This window comes from Flavobacterium sp. FlaQc-28, assembly GCF_044007415.1.
Classification (GTDB): Bacteria; Bacteroidota; Bacteroidia; order Flavobacteriales; family Flavobacteriaceae; genus Flavobacterium.
In genome coordinates this window covers 823,107-841,887 of record NZ_JBIPCM010000001.1, presented here as the reverse complement: position 1 = coordinate 841,887, position 18,781 = coordinate 823,107, and the positions used below count along the sequence as shown (strand labels likewise).

20 protein-coding genes are annotated in these 18,781 nt (G+C 33.4%); 13 read left to right on the top strand and 7 right to left on the bottom strand.

Going from position 1 to position 18,781, the window contains the following annotated elements; all coding sequences use genetic code 11:
• Positions 1–55: 55 nt before the first annotated feature.
• The 5 genes from ACHRVL_RS03660 to ACHRVL_RS03640 form a co-directional block, all read right to left on the bottom strand.
• The gene (locus ACHRVL_RS03660) at positions 56–838 is read right to left on the bottom strand and encodes an enoyl-CoA hydratase/isomerase family protein (protein WP_395410389.1); all 783 of its coding nucleotides are present in this window, start codon (positions 836–838) and stop codon (positions 56–58) included.
• 10 nt (positions 839–848) lie between these two features.
• The gene (locus ACHRVL_RS03655; protein WP_395411078.1) at positions 849–2,264 is read right to left on the bottom strand and encodes a sensor histidine kinase; all 1,416 of its coding nucleotides are present in this window, start codon (positions 2,262–2,264) and stop codon (positions 849–851) included.
• A 146-nt stretch (positions 2,265–2,410) separates the two neighbouring features.
• The gene (locus ACHRVL_RS03650) at positions 2,411–2,959 is read right to left on the bottom strand and encodes a CopD family protein (RefSeq protein ID WP_395410387.1); all 549 of its coding nucleotides are present in this window, start codon (positions 2,957–2,959) and stop codon (positions 2,411–2,413) included.
• Positions 2,960–2,991: 32 nt separating this feature from the next.
• Positions 2,992–4,005 (bottom strand): ferrochelatase, encoded by a 1,014-nt coding sequence (gene hemH, locus ACHRVL_RS03645; protein WP_089053458.1) that lies wholly within the window; start codon positions 4,003–4,005, stop codon positions 2,992–2,994.
• Between the two features lie 226 nt (positions 4,006–4,231).
• Positions 4,232–5,104, bottom strand: a complete 873-nt coding sequence (locus ACHRVL_RS03640; RefSeq protein WP_089053460.1) for an AraC family transcriptional regulator — start codon at positions 5,102–5,104, stop codon at positions 4,232–4,234.
• Between the two features lie 227 nt (positions 5,105–5,331).
• Here ACHRVL_RS03640 and hemA point away from each other — a divergent pair, with 227 nt between their 5' ends.
• From hemA to ACHRVL_RS03590, 10 genes are all read left to right on the top strand, one after another.
• Positions 5,332–6,582, top strand: coding sequence for a glutamyl-tRNA reductase (gene hemA / locus ACHRVL_RS03635; RefSeq protein WP_395410384.1), 1,251 nt, complete (start codon positions 5,332–5,334; stop codon positions 6,580–6,582).
• A 118-nt stretch (positions 6,583–6,700) separates the two neighbouring features.
• Positions 6,701–7,624: a hydroxymethylbilane synthase gene (gene hemC / locus ACHRVL_RS03630; protein WP_395410382.1), complete on the top strand. Its 924-nt coding sequence runs from the start codon at positions 6,701–6,703 to the stop codon at positions 7,622–7,624.
• Positions 7,624–8,289: a uroporphyrinogen-III synthase gene (locus ACHRVL_RS03625; protein ID WP_395410381.1), complete on the top strand. Its 666-nt coding sequence runs from the start codon at positions 7,624–7,626 to the stop codon at positions 8,287–8,289. Before hemC ends, ACHRVL_RS03625 begins: the two co-directional genes overlap by 1 nt.
• A gap of 52 nt (positions 8,290–8,341) precedes the next feature.
• Positions 8,342–9,367 carry a uroporphyrinogen decarboxylase gene (hemE, locus tag ACHRVL_RS03620; RefSeq protein WP_395410380.1) on the top strand — a complete coding sequence of 342 codons (1,026 nt, stop codon included), beginning with the start codon at positions 8,342–8,344 and terminating at the stop codon, positions 9,365–9,367.
• Between the two features lie 71 nt (positions 9,368–9,438).
• Positions 9,439–10,116 (top strand): hypothetical protein, encoded by a 678-nt coding sequence (locus ACHRVL_RS03615; protein WP_395410379.1) that lies wholly within the window; start codon positions 9,439–9,441, stop codon positions 10,114–10,116.
• Positions 10,117–10,119: 3 nt separating this feature from the next.
• Entirely contained in the window at positions 10,120–10,503 is a 384-nt protein-coding gene (locus ACHRVL_RS03610) for a hypothetical protein (protein WP_395410377.1), read from the top strand.
• On the top strand, positions 10,500–11,051 hold the full coding sequence (locus ACHRVL_RS03605; RefSeq protein ID WP_395410376.1) for a GNAT family N-acetyltransferase: 552 nt from the start codon (positions 10,500–10,502) through the stop codon (positions 11,049–11,051). The genes ACHRVL_RS03610 and ACHRVL_RS03605 overlap by 4 nt, the downstream gene beginning before the upstream one ends.
• Positions 11,041–11,943, top strand: a complete 903-nt coding sequence (gene hemF / locus ACHRVL_RS03600) for an oxygen-dependent coproporphyrinogen oxidase (protein ID WP_395410374.1) — start codon at positions 11,041–11,043, stop codon at positions 11,941–11,943. Before ACHRVL_RS03605 ends, hemF begins: the two co-directional genes overlap by 11 nt.
• Positions 11,944–12,092: 149 nt before the next feature.
• Positions 12,093–13,031, top strand: coding sequence for a DUF4421 family protein (locus tag ACHRVL_RS03595; protein ID WP_395410373.1), 939 nt, complete (start codon positions 12,093–12,095; stop codon positions 13,029–13,031).
• An 81-nt stretch (positions 13,032–13,112) separates the two neighbouring features.
• Positions 13,113–14,000, top strand: coding sequence for a fructose bisphosphate aldolase (locus ACHRVL_RS03590; protein WP_395411076.1), 888 nt, complete (start codon positions 13,113–13,115; stop codon positions 13,998–14,000).
• 65 nt (positions 14,001–14,065) lie between these two features.
• On the opposite strand, the gene ACHRVL_RS03585 is transcribed toward ACHRVL_RS03590, so the two are convergent.
• Both ACHRVL_RS03585 and ACHRVL_RS03580 read right to left on the bottom strand, forming a co-directional pair.
• Positions 14,066–15,886 (bottom strand): hypothetical protein, encoded by a 1,821-nt coding sequence (locus ACHRVL_RS03585; protein ID WP_395410371.1) that lies wholly within the window; start codon positions 15,884–15,886, stop codon positions 14,066–14,068.
• A gap of 3 nt (positions 15,887–15,889) precedes the next feature.
• A complete protein-coding gene (locus ACHRVL_RS03580; RefSeq protein WP_395410369.1) occupies positions 15,890–16,522 on the bottom strand; it encodes a hypothetical protein in 633 nt (210 codons plus the stop codon).
• Positions 16,523–16,805: 283 nt separating this feature from the next.
• On the opposite strand from ACHRVL_RS03580, the gene hemB reads away from it, so the two are divergent.
• The 3 genes from hemB (at position 16,806) to ACHRVL_RS03565 (ending at position 18,733) form a co-directional block, all read left to right on the top strand.
• Entirely contained in the window at positions 16,806–17,798 is a 993-nt protein-coding gene (gene hemB, locus ACHRVL_RS03575; RefSeq protein ID WP_395410366.1) for a porphobilinogen synthase, read from the top strand.
• A 1-nt stretch (position 17,799) separates the two neighbouring features.
• Positions 17,800–18,201 carry a c-type cytochrome gene (locus ACHRVL_RS03570; protein WP_395410365.1) on the top strand — a complete coding sequence of 134 codons (402 nt, stop codon included), beginning with the start codon at positions 17,800–17,802 and terminating at the stop codon, positions 18,199–18,201.
• Positions 18,202–18,283: 82 nt separating this feature from the next.
• Positions 18,284–18,733, top strand: coding sequence for a GyrI-like domain-containing protein (locus ACHRVL_RS03565; protein WP_395410363.1), 450 nt, complete (start codon positions 18,284–18,286; stop codon positions 18,731–18,733).
• Positions 18,734–18,781 lie beyond the last annotated feature (48 nt).

The following is an 18,781-nucleotide window of genomic DNA, read 5'->3' as shown; positions in this document are numbered from 1 at the left end:
TCCCTATAGCTGTCGGGATTACGTAAATCTAAGCGAACATTGCAATTAAGAAAAATTATTTTCCTGTAAATTCAGCTTTACGCTTTTCTAAAAATGCTGTTGTGCCTTCTTTAAAATCTTGTGTTCCAAAACACTTTCCAAACGATTTTATTTCAGTATCAAACCCATTCTTTCCATCGGTAAAGTTCGCATTGATTGCTTTAATCGCTTTACTTATTGCAAATGGAGCATTTTTAATTATTTTTTGCGCGATACCGTTTGCAAACGGTAAAAGTTCTTCTTGAGTAACAACATGATTCACCAAACCGTATTGTTTTGCTTCTTCAGCAGAAATCATTGCTGCGGTCATGATCATTTCCATTGCGCGTCCTTTTCCAACTAATTGAGGTAAACGCTGTGTTCCTCCATAACCCGGAATTAATCCTAAAGTTACTTCAGGCAATCCCATTTTAGCATTATCAGATGCTACTCTAAAATGACAAGCCATTGCTAATTCTAATCCGCCTCCTAATGCAAAACCATTTACAGCTGCAATAACCGGTTTTTTAAGGTTTTCGATAAAATCAAATAGTGATTCCTGACCTTCAGCTGCTAATTGTGCACCTTCTATGATGGTGTAGTTTGCAAATTCTGAAATATCGGCTCCAGCCACAAATGCTTTTTCTCCGCTTCCTGTTAAAATAATAACACGAACATCGTCGTTTTTTCCCAATAATTTAATCGCTTTACTAAGATCGCTGATGGTTGCCTTATTTAAAGCATTCAGTTTTGCAGGTCTGTTAATCGTAACAGTCGCGATTTTTTCCTCAATCGAAATTAAAAGATTTTCGTAGTTCATGACCTTGAATTTATGAGTTTGTTATTGGTAAAGAAACTCTAAAAGTGGTTCCTTTCCCGTATGTTGATTCAAAGGTAATTGTTCCTTTGTAATTTTCGATAATGTTTTTTATAATTCCTAATCCAAGCCCCATCCCGCTGGTTTTAGTGGTAAATTTTGGCTCAAATATTCGGCTTATATCTTGTTTCTGAATTCCAATTCCATTGTCCTTTACGGCAATTTCAACATTATTGTTTCGTCTTTTCACCTTTACAACAATCGATTTATGAAACTGGCTTTCTGGAATTGCTTGTGTTGCATTTTTAACCAAATTGGTAATTACACGTATTAATTGCGTGCGATCCATCTTGGAAATGATCTCTTCTTCATCACTTTCAAAAGAAATATAATCTTCATTAAAAATATCCAATGCCAGTTCTACAACCTCAACAACATTTAAAGTCTCATTTTGCTGTGCAGGCATTGAAGCGAAATTCGAGAATGCCGAAGCAACGGCTGTCATGGTATCGATTTGCTGAATTAAAGTTTCTGAATAATCATTCATCTTCTGCTTTACATCAGGATCGTTCGGGTCGAATTTTCGCTGAAAACTCTGAACGGTTAATCGCATTGGGGTAAGCGGATTTTTTATTTCATGCGCCACTTGTTTTGCCATTTCACGCCAAGCTTCCTCTCGCTCGCTTTGGGCTAGTTTTATGGCGCTGGTTTCAAGTTTATCCACCATTCCATTGTAAGCCTTAATCAAGAAATTTACTTCCTTACTAGTGGCTTCTATTACGATTTTTTCGTTTTTCTGATCTAAATTGGTTTCTTCTAATTTATCAGAAATTGTTTTTAATGATTTTGTAATATAAGTAGAAAGAAAATATGCCAGCGCAAAAGCAACAAGCAGCATAAAAGAATATACTTGGCTTAAGCGGATTAAAAATGTATTCAGCTCGTTATCATAATAACCGTCATCTTCTAAATACGGAAGATTTAAAATTCCGAGTGGCTTGAATTTTTCGTCTTTAATTAAACTGTATGATGATCTATTTTTAACGCCGTCAATGGTTTTAATATCCACAAAACGTTTTTCGATTGATGAACGAACTAATTTCAGAATATATTCAGGAATTGGCGGTGATATTTTATCGACTGCAAAGGATTCTTTTGAGGATTTTAGCAGCTTTCCGTCGAGACTGTAAATATTGATTTCAATTTTATGAATCTGTGCAAGTTCATGAATTTTATCTTTGAAAATTAAATCTAGATTTTGAGTTTTCAAAGGATAAGTGGTTGTAGAAAGCACATAATTAATATGCTCTTTTACGGCATTTTCTTTGCGTTCCAGCCGCTCTTGATGGTATTCTTTTGCTTCGGTTTTGAACTGTATAATAGAAATCGAAGCCAATAAAAAAGATGCCACAACAATCAATACAATCATCGAAAGGAAAATCCTGGTACGAAGTGAAAGCATCGACATTTTGAAGTTGTTAAACATAGTTTTTTGATTTGTTTCTTTGTTTCAGGTTTCAAGTTTCAGGTTATCGACCGCGACAAAATCTGAAACTTGAAACCTGAAACAAAAAACTATTTCTTCTCTCTAATTCTTTTATAAAACCTAAATCCAAGCATAATTAAAACCGAGAATAAAATAATTCCGATTACACCAAAAATCCAATTAATGGCACTTTTTAAAACTACTAAAAAAACAACCGCAAATAGTATAATTGTTGCGCCTTCATTCCATAAACGCATAAAATTATTGGTATATTTTACTTCGTCGTTTTGCAGTTGTTTAAAAATCTGATGGCATTTTCCGTGATATAAATATAACAGAAAAACGAAGCATAATTTTACATGCATCCAAGGCATTTTGATCCAAACGCTTCCGGCATCTGTAAAAAACAGCATCCAAAAAGCAAAAATACTCGCTAAAACTGCCGACGGCCACGTAATAATGTACCACAAACGGTAGGCCATTATTTTGTATTGTGCCTGCAGAATCTCTTTTTCTGGCGATCGTTTTTCGTTTGCCTCAATTTGATAAACAAACAAACGTACAATATAAAACAAACCAGCAAACCAAGTGATTACAAATATAAGATGCAGTGATTTTAGATAATTGTAATATTCCATAAAGTCTTTTTCTTTACTCTTACTTCTATTCTCTATTTAGCCCAATCGTTTATCCAATTTCCAACGGTCTCGCACCATTCGTCATCATCATTCAAACATGGAATTGCCAAGAATTCTTCTCCTCCATTTGCTTCAAAATCTTCTTTGGCACGCATTGCGATTTCCTCCAGAGTTTCTAAACAATCTGAAACGAAAGCTGGTGTTACAACTGCTAATTTTTTAATTCCTTTTGCCGGCATGTTATCAATTTCAACATCAGTATAAGGTTCTAACCATTTGTCTCCCGCTAAACGCGATTGAAATGTTAAACTATATTTATCTTCAGGAAGTCCTAATAGCTTAATAACTTGTCTTGTTGTTTCATAACATTGGTGACGGTAACAAAAATCGTGTGCTGGAGATGGCGTATTACAACAAGAACCGTCAATTTTGCAATGTGATTTGGTTACATCTGTTTTACGAATATGACGCTCTGGAATCCCGTGGTACGAAAACAATAAATGATCATAATCAAACCCAACTAAATGCTTCTGAATCGAATCGGCCAAATTCTTGATATAATCTGGTTTGTTGTAAAATGCCGGAACATCTGTAAAAGTTATATGTGGGAATTTCTTCTTGCGAATTTCTTCTGCTTTCACCAAAATCGTCAAAGTTGAAGCCATTGCATATTGCGGATAAAGTGGAAATAGTAAAACTTCTGTAACACCTTTATCACTCAATTCCTGAAGTCCTTTTTCGATAGTCATGCTTCCGTAACGCATTGCTAAAGAAACAGGAACATTTACTAAAGGCTGTACTTTTTTCTGCATTCTTTCAGAAAGAACCACTAAAGGAGAGCCTTCTTCCCACCAAATTTTTGCATAAGCATGTGCTGATTCTTCTGGTCTTTTTCTTAAAATAATACCGCGAACTAATAATGCTCTCAACAAATACGGAACGTCAATCACGTATTTATCCATTAAAAATTCATCTAAATAAGGTTTTACATCTTTTGTCGTTGGACTGTCTGGAGATCCTAGATTTACTAATAATACGCCTTTCATTATTTTTTTGCTTTAGGCTTTAAGCGCTAGGCTCTAAGCTTTTTATTTGTTTTTAAAAATTTCGTCAAAAGTATTACTTGTAACTTTTTAGAAATATGATATTTATTACTTTTTAATTATTGTGGAATACCCAAAATCAATATTGCTGCAATTTTTCAGGCAGATTTCGCAGATCTTATAGGTTTTTAATTCGTGCTAATTTGTGAAATTAGGGGCAAAAAAAATTCTAAACATTCGCATTAATCGACATTAAATACTTTTTCGGAGTTGTCGCAAATTTTTTCTTGAACGCCGCTATAAAATGACTTCCCGTACTGTAGCCAATTTTTAGTCCAACTTCGTTTACATTATAAGATCCGCTGTCTAAAAGCTTTCTCGCGAAATCCATTTTATAGTCAAATAGAAAACCATAAACTGTATCGCCGTAAATTTGTTTGAAACCCATTTTCAGTTTCTTCAAATTCAAACCAATTTCGTCTGCCAATTCTTGTAATCCCGGCGGTTCAGCCATATTAGCAATGATAATTTCTTTGGCTCTTCGAATTTTCAACACGTTATCTTCATCAATCAAAAACGGACATTGTTCTGCGTTTGGATCTTCGGTTCTATTGAAATACAAACTCAATAATTCGTATCCTTTTCCTTTGTAATAAAGATTTTTTATGGAGGGATGAAGATTATAATGAAACAATTGACTTAAAACAATTGCCATTGACGGACTAATATTTCCTTCGTTATAATACTTTTTATCCTTATTATCAGGACTTAAAAAAGTAATATAATCAGCTTCGGCAGAAAATAACGCGTGAAATTTTTTAATAGAGACAATTACAGAAATCACCCAAGAGTTTGGAGCTAATTCTAAATTCAGCGGTAATTCTTTTTGTGGATTGTACAAAAGCAGCGATTTTTCTTCTTTCAATTCTAAAGCATAATTACCTTGATTGAACAAAAATTTAGCGTTACCTTTTATCCCGAAGTGAAACTGTATCAGTCCACTACCTACTTCATGCTGCCCAAAAAAGGGTTCTGAACTGTCGTTTTGAAAACGGATCAGCGTAAAGTCGTCTTCAATTTTTATAATTTCTTGAGAACTCATAGCGATGTTTTTTAGAAAAAAAAATCAAAGTAAATCCAAAATGTTATTTAGAACGACTCTAAACAAATCATTTCAAACGACTTGATTTTGCTACAAAAGTACTTCTTTTTGCATAAAAACAGTCGTTTACAATCAAAAAAACACATAGCGATACAAAAAGTACTTTAAGCGTTACTTTTATAAACACTATAGTAATAATTTTGTTGCACTTTTATGAAAGTGAATTTATGGAAAACAATAACGTACCGAAACACCTTTATTTTTACTCAGTTGGTCTGAGTTATAAAAAAGCTGATGCTGAGGTCAGAGGTCAATTTAGTTTGGATGCTGTTGCAAAAACTCGTTTGCTGGAACAAGCTAAAAATGATGGAATAGAAAGTTTAATTGTTACTTCAACCTGCAACAGAACCGAAATCTATGGTTTTGCAGAACATCCTTTTCAATTAATCAAACTTATTTGCGACAACAGCAACGGTTCTGTTGATGCTTTTCAAAAAGTTGGTTTTGTTTACAAAAACCAAGAAGCAATTAATCATATGTTTCGCGTAGGAACTGGTTTAGATAGTCAGATTCTAGGCGATTTTGAAATTATATCTCAAATTAAAACCAGTTTTGCCCATTCAAAATCATTAGGATTAGCAAATGCTTTTTTAGAACGATTGGTTAATGCGGTAATTCAGGCAAGTAAAAGAATCAAAAACGAAACAGAAATCAGTTCTGGTGCAACTTCGGTTTCTTTTGCTTCGGTTCAGTACATTCTTAAAAATGTAGAAGACATCAGCAATAAAAACATTTTGCTTTTTGGAACTGGAAAAATTGGCAGAAACACTTGCGAGAATTTAGTAAAACATACTAAAAACGAACATATTACTTTAATCAACCGAACGAAAGACAAAGCGGAGAAATTAGCTGGAAAACTAAATCTGATTGTTAAAGATTACTCTGAATTACATTTAGAACTTCAAAAAGCCGATGTTGTAGTTGTTGCAACAGGCGCTCAAAACCCAACAGTTGACAAAGCAATCTTAAATCTTAAAAAACCTTTGTTGATTTTGGATTTGTCTATTCCGAAAAACGTAAATGAAAACGTAGAGGAATTAGACGGTGTAACTTTGATTCACATGGATTATTTGTCTCAATTGACAGATGAAACTTTGGAAAACAGAAAATTACACATTCCGGCTGCGGAAGCGATCATTGAAGAAATCAAAGAAGAATTTGTAATTTGGATGAAAGGCCGAAAGTTTGCTCCAACAATTAACGCCTTAAAAGAAAAATTAAACGCAATAAAAGCTTCAGAATTAGATTTTCAAAGCAAAAAAATTGCTGATTTTAATGAAGAGCAAGCTGAAATCATCAGCAATAGAATCATCCAAAAAATTACTACTCATTTTGCCAATCATTTAAAAGACGACGATACCATGGTCGATGAAAGCATCGAATGGATCGAAAAAGTCTTCAAAATAAAAGCATCTTAAATAAAATTTTAAACCATATAAGTTATATAAGTTCATTTAATCGCAACGCTTAATTGTTGTCTTTAAGTTCAAACTGCTTAAATTACCTTATATAACTTATATGGTGAAATTCAACAAAATGGCTGAAAAAACAATCAGAATTGGAACACGTGACAGCGAATTGGCTCTTTGGCAGGCACACACTGTCGAAAAGAAATTAAACGACTTAGGTTATAAAACCTCAATTGTTGCTGTAAAATCTCAAGGTGATATTATTCTGGACAAACCTCTTTACGAATTAGGGATTACAGGAATTTTTACAAAAACGCTGGATATTGCCATGATTAATGGTGATATAGATATTGCGGTTCATTCTATGAAAGATGTTCCAACGGCTTTACCAAAAGGAATTGTTCAGGCAGCTGTTTTAGAAAGAGCAAACGTTCTTGATATTTTAGTTCATAAAGGAAATCCTGATTTTACGAATCCAAGTACAATTGCAACTGGCAGTTTACGTCGTCAGGCGCAATGGTTCAACAAATACCCAAATCATACTGTAGTTGATTTACGCGGAAATGTAAATACGCGTATGCAAAAACTAAAAGACAATGATTGGGATGGAGCTGTTTTTGCAGCTGCAGGCTTGGAACGAATTAACTTAAAACCTGAAAATTTCATCAATTTAGATTGGATGATTCCCGCGCCGGCACAAGGAGCAATGCTTGTTGTGGCAATGGAGAATGACAATTATACCTTAGATGCACTTTCGCAGCTAAATCATATCGAAACTGAAATTTGCACCTATATTGAACGTCAATTTTTAAGAACGCTTGAAGGTGGCTGTACGGCGCCAATCGGGGCTTTGGTAAACTATAATGAAAACGAGGATACGCTTCATTTTCAAGGTGTTTTACTTTCTATTGACGGAAAACAGAAATTAGAAATCAACAAAACAGTTGATATTTCAGAATGGAAAAAATTAGGTTTTCATTCAGCTCAGGAAATCTTAAATAATGGAGGAGCAGAATTAATGCAGAAGATTAAAGAATCCCTGAAAAAATAATGACAAAATCAATCCAGATATTATCTACTAAAATATTATCTCCTGTACAAAAACAAGAGTTAACAAAAGTTGGTATCGAAGTAATCGAAGCCGATTTTATCAAAACCGAAAACAAACCTTTTGAACTTAAAAACCTCAACGAAAGTTTGATTTTTACCAGTCAAAATGCCGTTCGAAGTGTTTTATCCAATCCAAAATCAGAAGAATTAAAAAGTAAAAACGTGTATTGCGTTGGCTTAAAAACAAAAATTCTTTTATCTGAAAACGGATTCAACGTTGTAGCTTATACAGGCTATGCGGCTGATTTAGCCGAAATTATCACTTTAATTTACCGCAATGAAAGTTATACTTTCTTCAGTGGAAATCTTAGAAGAGATACTTTACCAACAGCTTTAAAAGAAGCTGAAATAAAACTGAACGAAATTCAAGTTTACGAAACTTCATTACAGCCTCAAAAAATAAAAGCTTCCATTGATGCAATTTTATTTTACAGTCCGTCTGGTGTTGAAAGTTATTTAAAAGAGAATACAATCAAGAAAGAAATCTGTTTTTGCATTGGGGAAACCACCGCAGAAGCTTTACATAAAATTACCAAAAATATCATTATTGCTGATCAGCCAACGGTTGAAGATGTAATTGAAGATGTAATTAACGAATACAAATAAAAACCTTTGCAACTTTGTCCCTTTGCGGCTTTGCAACTAAAATAAAAAAACAATGTTAAAAAACGACCTATTTTTAAGAGCATTAAAAGGAGAAACAGTTCAACGCCCGCCGGTATGGATGATGCGTCAGGCAGGAAGATATTTACCTGAATTTAGAGAACTGCGTGACAAATACGACTTTTTTACACGTTGTGAAACTCCTGAGTTAGCTGCTGAAATTACGGTACAGCCTATTCGCAGAATTGCTCCAGATGCCGCTATTTTGTTCTCGGATATTTTAGTAGTTCCTCGTGCAATGGGAATTCACGTAGAATTGAAAGATAATTTGGGTCCGATTATTCCAAATCCAATTCGTTCTTTGGCAGATGTACACAAAGTTTTTGTTCCAGATGTAAATGAAAGTTTAGGTTATGTTTTTGATGCTGTAAAATTGACTAAGGAAATGCTGAACGACGAAGTGCCGTTAATTGGTTTTGCTGGTTCTCCTTGGACAATTTTCTGCTATGCTGTTGAAGGAAAAGGTTCTAAAAGTTTTGATACTGCAAAAGGATTCTGTTTTTCAAATCCAGCCGCAGCGCATACTTTGTTACAAAAAATCACAGATACGACTATTTTATACTTAAAAGAAAAAGTAAAATCGGGAGTAAATGCCGTTCAGATTTTTGATTCTTGGGGAGGAATGCTTTCTCCTGTTGATTATCAGGAATTTTCATGGAAATATATTAACCAGATTGTTGATGCTTTAGCTGATATTACTCCGGTTATTGTTTTTGGAAAAGGTTGTTGGTTTGCTCTTGGCGAAATGGGTAAAAGCAAAGCTTCTGCATTAGGAGTTGACTGGACTTGTTCGGCTAGAAATGCTCGTTATTTGTCTGGCGGAAACATCACTTTACAAGGAAACTTTGATCCGTCAAGATTACTTTCTCCAATTCCGACTATCAAGAAAATGGTTCACGAAATGATCGACGAGTTCGGAAAAGATAAATATATTGTAAATTTAGGTCACGGAATTTTACCAAATATACCTGTAGATCACGCAAAAGCGTTTGTTGACGCTGTGAAGGAATACGGAAATTAATAAGTTAATAGTTTATGGTTGATAGTTGTTGGATATAAATACTATCAACCATAAACCAACAACTCAAAAATATGCTTGCAAACCTAAATCTCAACAGAAACTCACCATTTTCATTTATCGAATACGGATTTCAGGCTTATTACGCCTATGTGTTTTTGATGGTTTGGACGCATCCAGAATTACATCCAGTTAGCCTTATAAATGACTTAGCTGTTTTGATGGCTTTTGAGTTTATAATGGTCCATTCAGGAGTTTTCATGGCGGTTATGCCAAAAAAGTGGTCGCTTTTTGTGTTTTTCCCGCTCTATGGATTATTTGCCTACTCTTTTAATGAATCGGTAGTTAATACTAACATTCTGTATATTTATCTTCTGACAGTTTTAAACAGAATGAGGTTTGCCTTTTCAAATGTAGCGCCAGAAATCAGAGTATATCAAATGGGAAAATCTGCAGCAAAAGCGGTTTTCTACTTTTTCCTAATCCTAGCGGTTTGCATTGGAAATTCTATAGTCCCTCCATTCGGATTGACAAACGAGTTTTTAGAAAAATCACATTATTTCCAAACCGTTAAATCAAGCGGACTGTTTATAGAAAAACCATATGTTCCAATCTGTATGGGATTTATTTATTACGCTTTACCCGTTTTATATTTTGTTTATCGAATAATAAAAAGCGTTGGAAAAAAGCAGTCTTCCCAAAATGAAAAGTTAATTTTCAGCCGAACAACTGTCAAATCGAATAAATTCTAAATTATGTTGAACAAAGGCTTGCGAGACGAAGAAAAAATAAGAGTTGACAATGTTTTAAAAACGTTGCGAACTCTTGTTTTTGTGCCTTATCCTTTAAATGATTTACAAAAAACAGAAATTGAGAATCAACTGAAAGAATTTGGTTTAAACATTGAAACTTTAGCCGATTATTCAAATGAAGATTTAATCACGTTGTTAATCCGTCTTCATTTTGATTGGGATCAATTAGAACAATTTACTGATATTTTAATTGAATTTTCTAAAATAGAAAGTTATAATTTTACGGGAAAAGCATTAGCCGTTTATCAATATATTCAACAAGAAAGCAAAGTTTTTTCTTTTGTGATAAATACTAAAATTGCATCTTTAAAAAACAATCAATTATGAGTTTTACAGACTGGAAAACAGAGCGAATTGAAAGTATTCTTCCCGAGGAGTTTTACGCGCTTATTGAAAAGAATGCAAAACACATCGAAAAAACTTTTCCAGTTACTTTATCTCATTGCTTAGATTTAGAAAAAACCAAAAATTTCATTGCTTATAATCAAGATAAAGAGAACCATAAAGAAGGATACTATTTTTATCCCAGAGACATACAAACCAATGCATTAATTGGTTATTTATGTATCAAAAGCATTGATAATCGTATTTCTAAATGTGAATTGGGTTATTTTGTTGATGAAGATTATCAAGGAAAAGGAATTACCTCAAAACTGGTTTCAGAAACATTAGATTTTTGTTTTAATACTTTAAAAATGAATAAGGTTTTTATCTGTACTTCAAAAATCAATAAAGCAAGTCAGCAAATTGCATTAAAACATCATTTTAAACAAGAAGGAATATTAAGAGACGAATTTAAAGGCGGCGACGGAACATTTGAAGATGTCGTTTATTTTGGATTACTCAAATCAGAATATAAGCAACATGAAAGATAAATTTTACGCATACATACAACAATTACAAGACCAAATCTGTGCTGGATTAGAAGCTGTTGACGGAACTACAAAATTCCGAGAAGATTTGTGGAAACGTCCTGAAGGCGGCGGCGGAAGAACACGTGTTATTGAAAACGGAAATGTTTTTGAAAAAGGCGGGGTAAACATTTCGGCTGTTCACGGAAAACTTCCTGAAACAATGCAAAAAATGTTTGGCGTTGGTGAAGCTGATTTCTTTGCCTGTGGATTGAGTTTGGTTTTACATCCGAAAAACCCAATGGTTCCTACGGTTCATGCAAATTGGCGTTATTTTGAAATGTATGACGAAAAAGGTAATGTTATCGAACAATGGTTCGGCGGCGGACAAGATTTAACGCCATATTATTTGTTTGAGGAAGATGCAAAACACTTTCACCAAACTTGTAAAACGGCTTGCGATAAGCATAATCCAAAATTTTATCCAAAATATAAAAAACAATGCGATTCTTATTTTTGGAATGCTCATAGAAATGAAGCCCGCGGAATTGGCGGTTTATTCTTTGATTATTGCAAAGCAAATGAGCAAATGTCGATGGAAAACTGGTATAATTTTGTAACCGAAGTTGGTAATAGTTTCCTTGAAGCTTATGTACCGATTGTGGAAAAAAGAAAAAATTTAGAATACACTCCAGAAAACAGAACGTGGCAGGAAATCCGTCGCGGCCGCTATGTTGAATTTAATTTGGTTCATGATAAAGGCACTTTGTTCGGTTTAAAAACAAACGGAAGAATCGAAAGTATTTTAATGAGTTTACCTCCGCATGTACAATGGGTTTACGATCATCATCCAGAAGCGGGAAGCGATGAGGAAAAATTGATCAATATATTAGAAAACCCAATTGAGTGGATTTAATCATCTTGATTTAAAAATTTATTCAACACATAGAAACATAGATTTAATTATCTTAGAGGTGATTTTAGAAAATCATGATTTTTTCACAGTGTGCTATGTGGCTCATTTTGAGTGAAACGTCTTTTAAATTATCTAAAAACTATGTCTCTATGTGTTTAAAATTGATTTACATAGCATTTTTCACCAGTATTCTTGGGTGTTTTGCTCAAAACGATACTTTACAAAATCGTTATTTTAAATCATATAATGATAAAATTACGGCAAGTATTTATTATTTAGATACTTCCAATAGTTTTCAAATTGCCTCAGATGGTCAAAATCCGAAAACATTTGTTAATCTAATTCCGAATCGCAGAGAACAGATTGGTTTTAATCTGAATTACAAAATCATCGATGTTACTCTAGGTTTCGCGCCCAAATTTCTTGGCGGCAACAAAGGCGATTCTAATTCCAAGCATTTTAATTTTAATACCCGTTTTTATTATAAAAAATGGATGCAGTCGTTTACTTTCATCAACCAAAAAGGGTTTTACGTTAGTGATGACATTATAAATGCTCAATTGCCAAGAATGAGAACCACTAAAATCGGCGGATCGACAGCTTATGTTTTTAATGACAAATTCTCGTTTAAAACGCTGGTAAGCCAAAATGAATGGCAGACTAAAAGTTCGGGGAGTTTTATTCCGACTTTTTCATTTTATTACACCAATATAGATTTGAATACGCCCGATTCTTCTCCTGCAGATATTTACGTATTTACGATTGCACCTTCCTACTTTTACAATTTTGTAATCAGCGATCGTGTTTTAATTGGAGCTGGAATTGCTTTAGGAGCTGGAATTAATGATGTTGACGGAGATACATCAGCCTTATATCAAGCAGATCTTAATTTTAAAATAGCCTACAATAATGACCGTTTCTTTGCTTTTGCAAGTCTCAATTCGGTAAGTTTTGCTCAAGACGACAAAGTCGATCCTAGATTAAATGACAATATAGGTACTTTAAAAATTTCTGTCGGTTATCGATTTGATCCTCCAAAAAAAGTAAAAGAAGTTTACGATAAAGTCAATGAAAAAATTGGACTGTAAAAAACGCTCTTTCAATAAGTTCTAAAAAATGCTTAAATTAACGGGAATTTATTCCACCTAAAATTCAGTATTATGGCAAATATGAACAATGAACAATTAAATCGCATGCATTCTGGAAAGGGTTTTATTGCTGCTTTAGATCAAAGCGGCGGCAGTACTCCAAAAGCATTAGCACAATATGGAATACAAGAAAGTAGTTTTTCAAATGACGAAGAAATGTATACTCTGGTGCATGAAATGAGGACGAGAATTATAAAAAGTCCAGCATTTGACAGCGAATATATTCTAGGCGCTATTTTGTTTGAAAATACAATGGATCGTAAAATTGACGGTCTATGGACTGCTGACTATTTGTGGGAGAAAAAACAGATTGTACCTTTTCTAAAAGTAGACAAAGGTCTTGCTGATCTTGCAAATGGTGTACAGTTGATGAAACCTATTTCTAATTTGGATGAATTATTGACACGAGCGGTTGAACGAAACGTTTTTGGAACTAAAATGCGTTCTGTTATTAAAGAGGCAAATGCGGCGGGTATTCGTGAAGTTGTTGAACAGCAATTTGCAGTAGGTATTCAAATTTTTAAAAAAGGGCTTATTCCTATTATTGAGCCTGAAGTTGATATTTATAGTGCTGATAAGGAAAAATCAGAAGAAATTCTAAAAGTAGAAATCTTAAAACAACTAAAATCGTTAGACAAAGATGTAAAAGTAATGTTGAAATTATCAATTCCAACGGTTAATGATTTTTACAAAGAATTAATGTCTAACCCAAATGTCGTTAGAGTTGTGGCTCTTTCTGGCGGATATTCTAGAGAAGATGCCAATGACAGGCTTGCACAAAATAGCGGATTGATTGCAAGTTTCTCACGAGCATTATCTGAAGGACTTAGTGCAGACCAATCTGATAATGATTTTAACAATACGCTAAAACATACGATAAAAGCTATTTATGATGCTTCAATCACCTAATAAATATTTTTTAGAATTAAAAAAAATCCCCGAAATTAATTTTTCGGGGATTTCTATTTTATAAATTATTTAGAAGTCATTTCGTCGGCTAAATCTAGTGTCTGTAAAATGATGTTTTTATCTGATTTTAAAGCATTCAATTTAACTGCAAAAATCAATTTATTATTGATTAGTTTTTTAGGAGACTCAAAAGTAATATCTGAAAATTGCTTCGAAATCTTATTAAATTTCTCAAAATCGGATGTATTCGTGTTTTCTGATTTAGCAAAGACATTTATTGTCTCACCAATATTCAGCTTTCCGAACATATAATTTTTCTTTAAATCTTTTTTTGCTTCAACCAGAAATGATCCTTTTCCTTTACTAAAATAATCAAGCGTATTTGCTACGACAACAACATCTTTGTCTTTGATAATAAACAAATCACCATACTCTTTTGTTCCTTCTATCAGGAAAGTACTTCCGTTTTGAGTTAGAAATTGTTTACGAACACCTAACTGTAAAAGCTTATCACCAAATGTTGGATGTGTAGAGGTAAAAATTACAGCGAAAAGCGGCACCGTTTTCTTAATTTTTTCTTCTTTTTCTATCGGCTCAAAATTTTCATCGTAGTCGTACGATTTAGAAACTACCTCAACTTTCTTGCTGTCGTATAAAAACAAGCTCAAATCACCGTCAAAAAGCTTTGCTGTTGCCTCTTCATCGACAATTGTAGAAATTAAATCCGTAACCACTACCACATCATCTTTCTTTAATGCCGGACTATTAAACAAATCTGTCATTAAAGACGGAATGTTTTCAAGCGCTGCTTGGGTATTGATATGATAAGACATATATCCCAAAGGTTTATTTGCAGGGAAGTAATTAAATATATTTTTATTGATTTTTCTATTGCTGATTTTCCCTACAACTTCTGCAATCTGTTCTGAATATTCGATAACTTCTTCTATTCGTGCATTATTGCTGTCGAAATAAAAATCGAGATTTATCCCTTTTACAAAATTGCCCAAATTTTTCTGGTTTGGTAAAAATTTATCATAACCTCCAAAAATTGCCATCGGATAGGAATAAGAAGAATATAAACCAGTCATGATAGCACCATAATTTACCCATGATGAAATATCTGCAAGTACATTTATTTTATCCGATACTGGCGCTGTAAAACCATTCGCAAACAATGCTTTTATCATCAGGTTTTGCTGTTCGGCCAATTTTTGATTAAAATCATCTTCTTCTTTGGTGTATTCAGCATAATATTCATGGCTGTAGGAATCGTTTTCAGCTGCAGATTCTTCTACAGCTGCTGGATTATCAGTCGCTGCCGGCACTTCAATTGATAAATCTTTATAAGGTTCATCTATCGCAATTGAATCTTGGAGTGTGTCTGCAGCTGGAATATCATATCGGTTGGAGTAAAATTTCTTTGTTAATTTTAATATTACCAAATAATTATCGTTCCATGCAAATGATTCTTTTTCATTTTTTGAAGTAAGAATGCTGAAATTTCCAAAATCTTGAACAATCGGAGCTATAACCGAATCTGTATTTTTATTCAGACTGTATTCTCGCAGTAAAAACTGTCTTGCGGCTTCTTTATTCTTTATCGGAATAGTGATTTGACAATACGGAATGCTGTCTGTAAAATTTCCATGAACGGTTAATTGTTTGTCTAAATAAAAAAGGGATGTGTATTTGCTGATATCAAAACCTGAATTTCCCTCTTTGTACTTATTCAATACAGGATGATTCAACACCTCATCGATGTTTACTTTTTTTGAAAGCTGATTTCCGTTAAATTGTACAAAATAGTCGTATTTATTTTGATTGTTTTGACCAAAGGTCAGATAGGTGGCGAATACTAAAAATAAAGTGCAGAATTGCTTCATAAATCAGGGCGTTAATTGAATTGTATTGTTCATTAATGTCGATTTTTTAAGTACGCTGTACATACTCTGTTTTAAAAAAACCGTCTTTTTGTTTTTGGATATTTTACTATTACTATTTTCTACTGATAAAATGTCTTTGTCGAAAGTATAAATCGCAGTTATACTGGCTTCTTCAAGATCTTTCTTTTTCTTTGGGTCCTTAATTACTTTTTCGGGAACTGGATAGGATGCAATTCTTTCAAAATTTTTAGCATTACTGCTAAAGTGAATCTGATCGCGCTGATTGTTAATTGTATTTACTACAGCGTTTAGAGCTTTTATATTGGCGTAATTAAGTTTGATGATGAAAATATAATTGTCAAAATCTGTTTTAGTTGTAACGTTTGAAATTCCTGCAATTTTTGAAGCTTTGACTTTGAAGTCTTCTAACTTTTGTGAAATTTCCTGTTCATTTGGGATTTTAACTCCATCTACTTCTTCTAAAAAAATAGCCGATTTGGTTTTAAACCATGATTTCGAAAAATCGATCATCAATGTATATTCACCACTTTGGTCGTCGTGGTGTTTGATTCTTTCTGTTATCTCAAAACAACTCGTCAAGAGCAAACAGCAGCAGAAAGCAAGAATTTTCTTCATTTCGCAAATTTATGCGAAATATTTTAAAAACCTATCGCAAAGGTTTCTTAAAATTCAACTTATAAAAGCATCAATTTTTAGATAATATTAACGGATTCTGCACGGGTCTAAACTCCTTATTCTGTTGATTTTTGATTAACTTTGCGCTACTTGTTAAAAAAGTAAAATAATCTTCAAAAAAATAAAAAAACAACTGCACTTTTAGAAACAAAGATGAATCAATCTGTTTTCGAAGAAATCAGGTTTAAAGTCTGAAATCTAAAATCTAAAAATCTAAAATTATATGTTCCCATTACAAAGAAACCGTCGTTTGAGAACCAATGAATCAATTCGTTCTTTAGTACGTGAAACTAGTTTAAGTCCGCAGGATTTTATGCTTCCAATGTTTGTTGCTGAAGGAAAAGATGTAAAAGCAGCTATTCCGTCAATGCCGGGAATTTACCGTCATTCGTTAGATAATACAATTAAAGAAGTAAAAGAAGCTTGGGATCTAGGAATAAAAGCGGTAAATATCTATGTAAAAGTCAGCGATAATTTAAAAGACAACAAAGGAACTGAAGCTTGGAATAAAGACGGCTTGATGCAGCAAACTATTCGTGCGATAAAAGACGCTGTTCCAGAAATGATCGTTATGCCGGATGTAGCTTTAGATCCGTATTCAATCTATGGTCATGACGGAATTATTGAAAATGGTCAATTAATAAATGATGCAACTGTAGACGCTTTAACTCGAATGAGTTTAAGTCATGCAGAAGCTGGAGCTGATTTTGTTGCTCCAAGTGATATGATGGATGGAAGAGTTTTGTCTATCAGAAAGGCTTTAGAAGAAAACGGACATCATAATGTTGGAATTATGAGTTATAGTGCTAAATATGCTTCGGCATTTTATGGTCCTTTTCGTGATGCTTTGGATTCTGCTCCCGTAGATTCTCAAAATATTCCGAAAGACAAGAAAACATATCAAATGGATTATGCTAACCGAATTGAAGGAATTCGCGAAGCATTATTAGATGTTGAAGAAGGTGCTGATATTGTTATGGTAAAACCAGGAATGGCTTATTTAGACATTGTTCGTGAGGTAAAAAATGCTGTTCATGTTCCTGTTGCTGTTTACCAAGTATCTGGTGAGTACGCTATGGTAAAGGCCGCAGCCGAAAGAGGATGGTTGGATCACGATAAAATTATGATAGAGCAACTTTATTGCATTAAGCGTGCAGGCGCTAGTATTATCTCTACTTATTTTGCAAAAGAAGCTGCCGTAATTTTAAATAAATAGCATGAAAAAAGCATTATTCTTATCTGCCGTTTTAGCATTTGCTTCATGCAAAAAAGAAGTGGCTGAAAACCCAAATCATAATCCAACTGAAACATATACTGAAGGAGAATCTGCAGAAGCCAAAACACCAGAAGCTTTAGGAAAAGAGATTTTTGAAGGAAGAGGAAACTGTACTTCTTGTCATCAAGTAGATCAAAAAGTAATTGGACCAAGTATTAAAGAAATCGCACAGATTTACAAAGATAAAAATGCTGATATCGTTACTTTTTTAAAAGGAAAAGCGGAACCAATTGTTGACCCAAGTCAATTTGCGGTTATGAAAACTAATATTCCAATAACACAGGCAATGTCTGATGAAGAATTAAAAGCTATTGAAACGTATATCTATAGTCAATTAAAATAATCTGAAAGTTTTATTTTATTGCTGACATACTGTTGTCACCACTGCGATTTAGATTTGTGCCTTAATAGCTAATTTTTTAAATATGAGCATTCAACAATTTAATGTAATTGGTATTTCGGTAAGAACTACAAACGAAAATGGTCAATCAGCTCAGGATATTCCTGCGCTTTGGAACAAATTTATGACAGAAGGAATTCAGCAAAAAATTCCAGGTAAAATTTCAGAAGAGATTTTTTGCATTTATACCGATTATGAAAAAGATCACACTAAACCTTACACCACTATTTTAGGATGTAAAGTTGAAAGTTTAGATTTCGTACCTGAAAACATGGTTGGTAAAACAATTGAATCAGCTGATTATGAAAAAATTATTGCCAAAGGAAATTTGACCGAAGGTATTGTTTATAATAAATGGCTGGAGATTTGGAATTCGGATCTAGATCGAATTTTTACAGCAGATTTTGAAGTTTATGGAGAAAAAGTCCAAAACCCAAAAAATGCAGAAGTTGATATTTACATTGCAATTCGATAAAACATAAAAACAAAAACGGCGCTGAATCAGCGCCGTTTTTTTATGGAT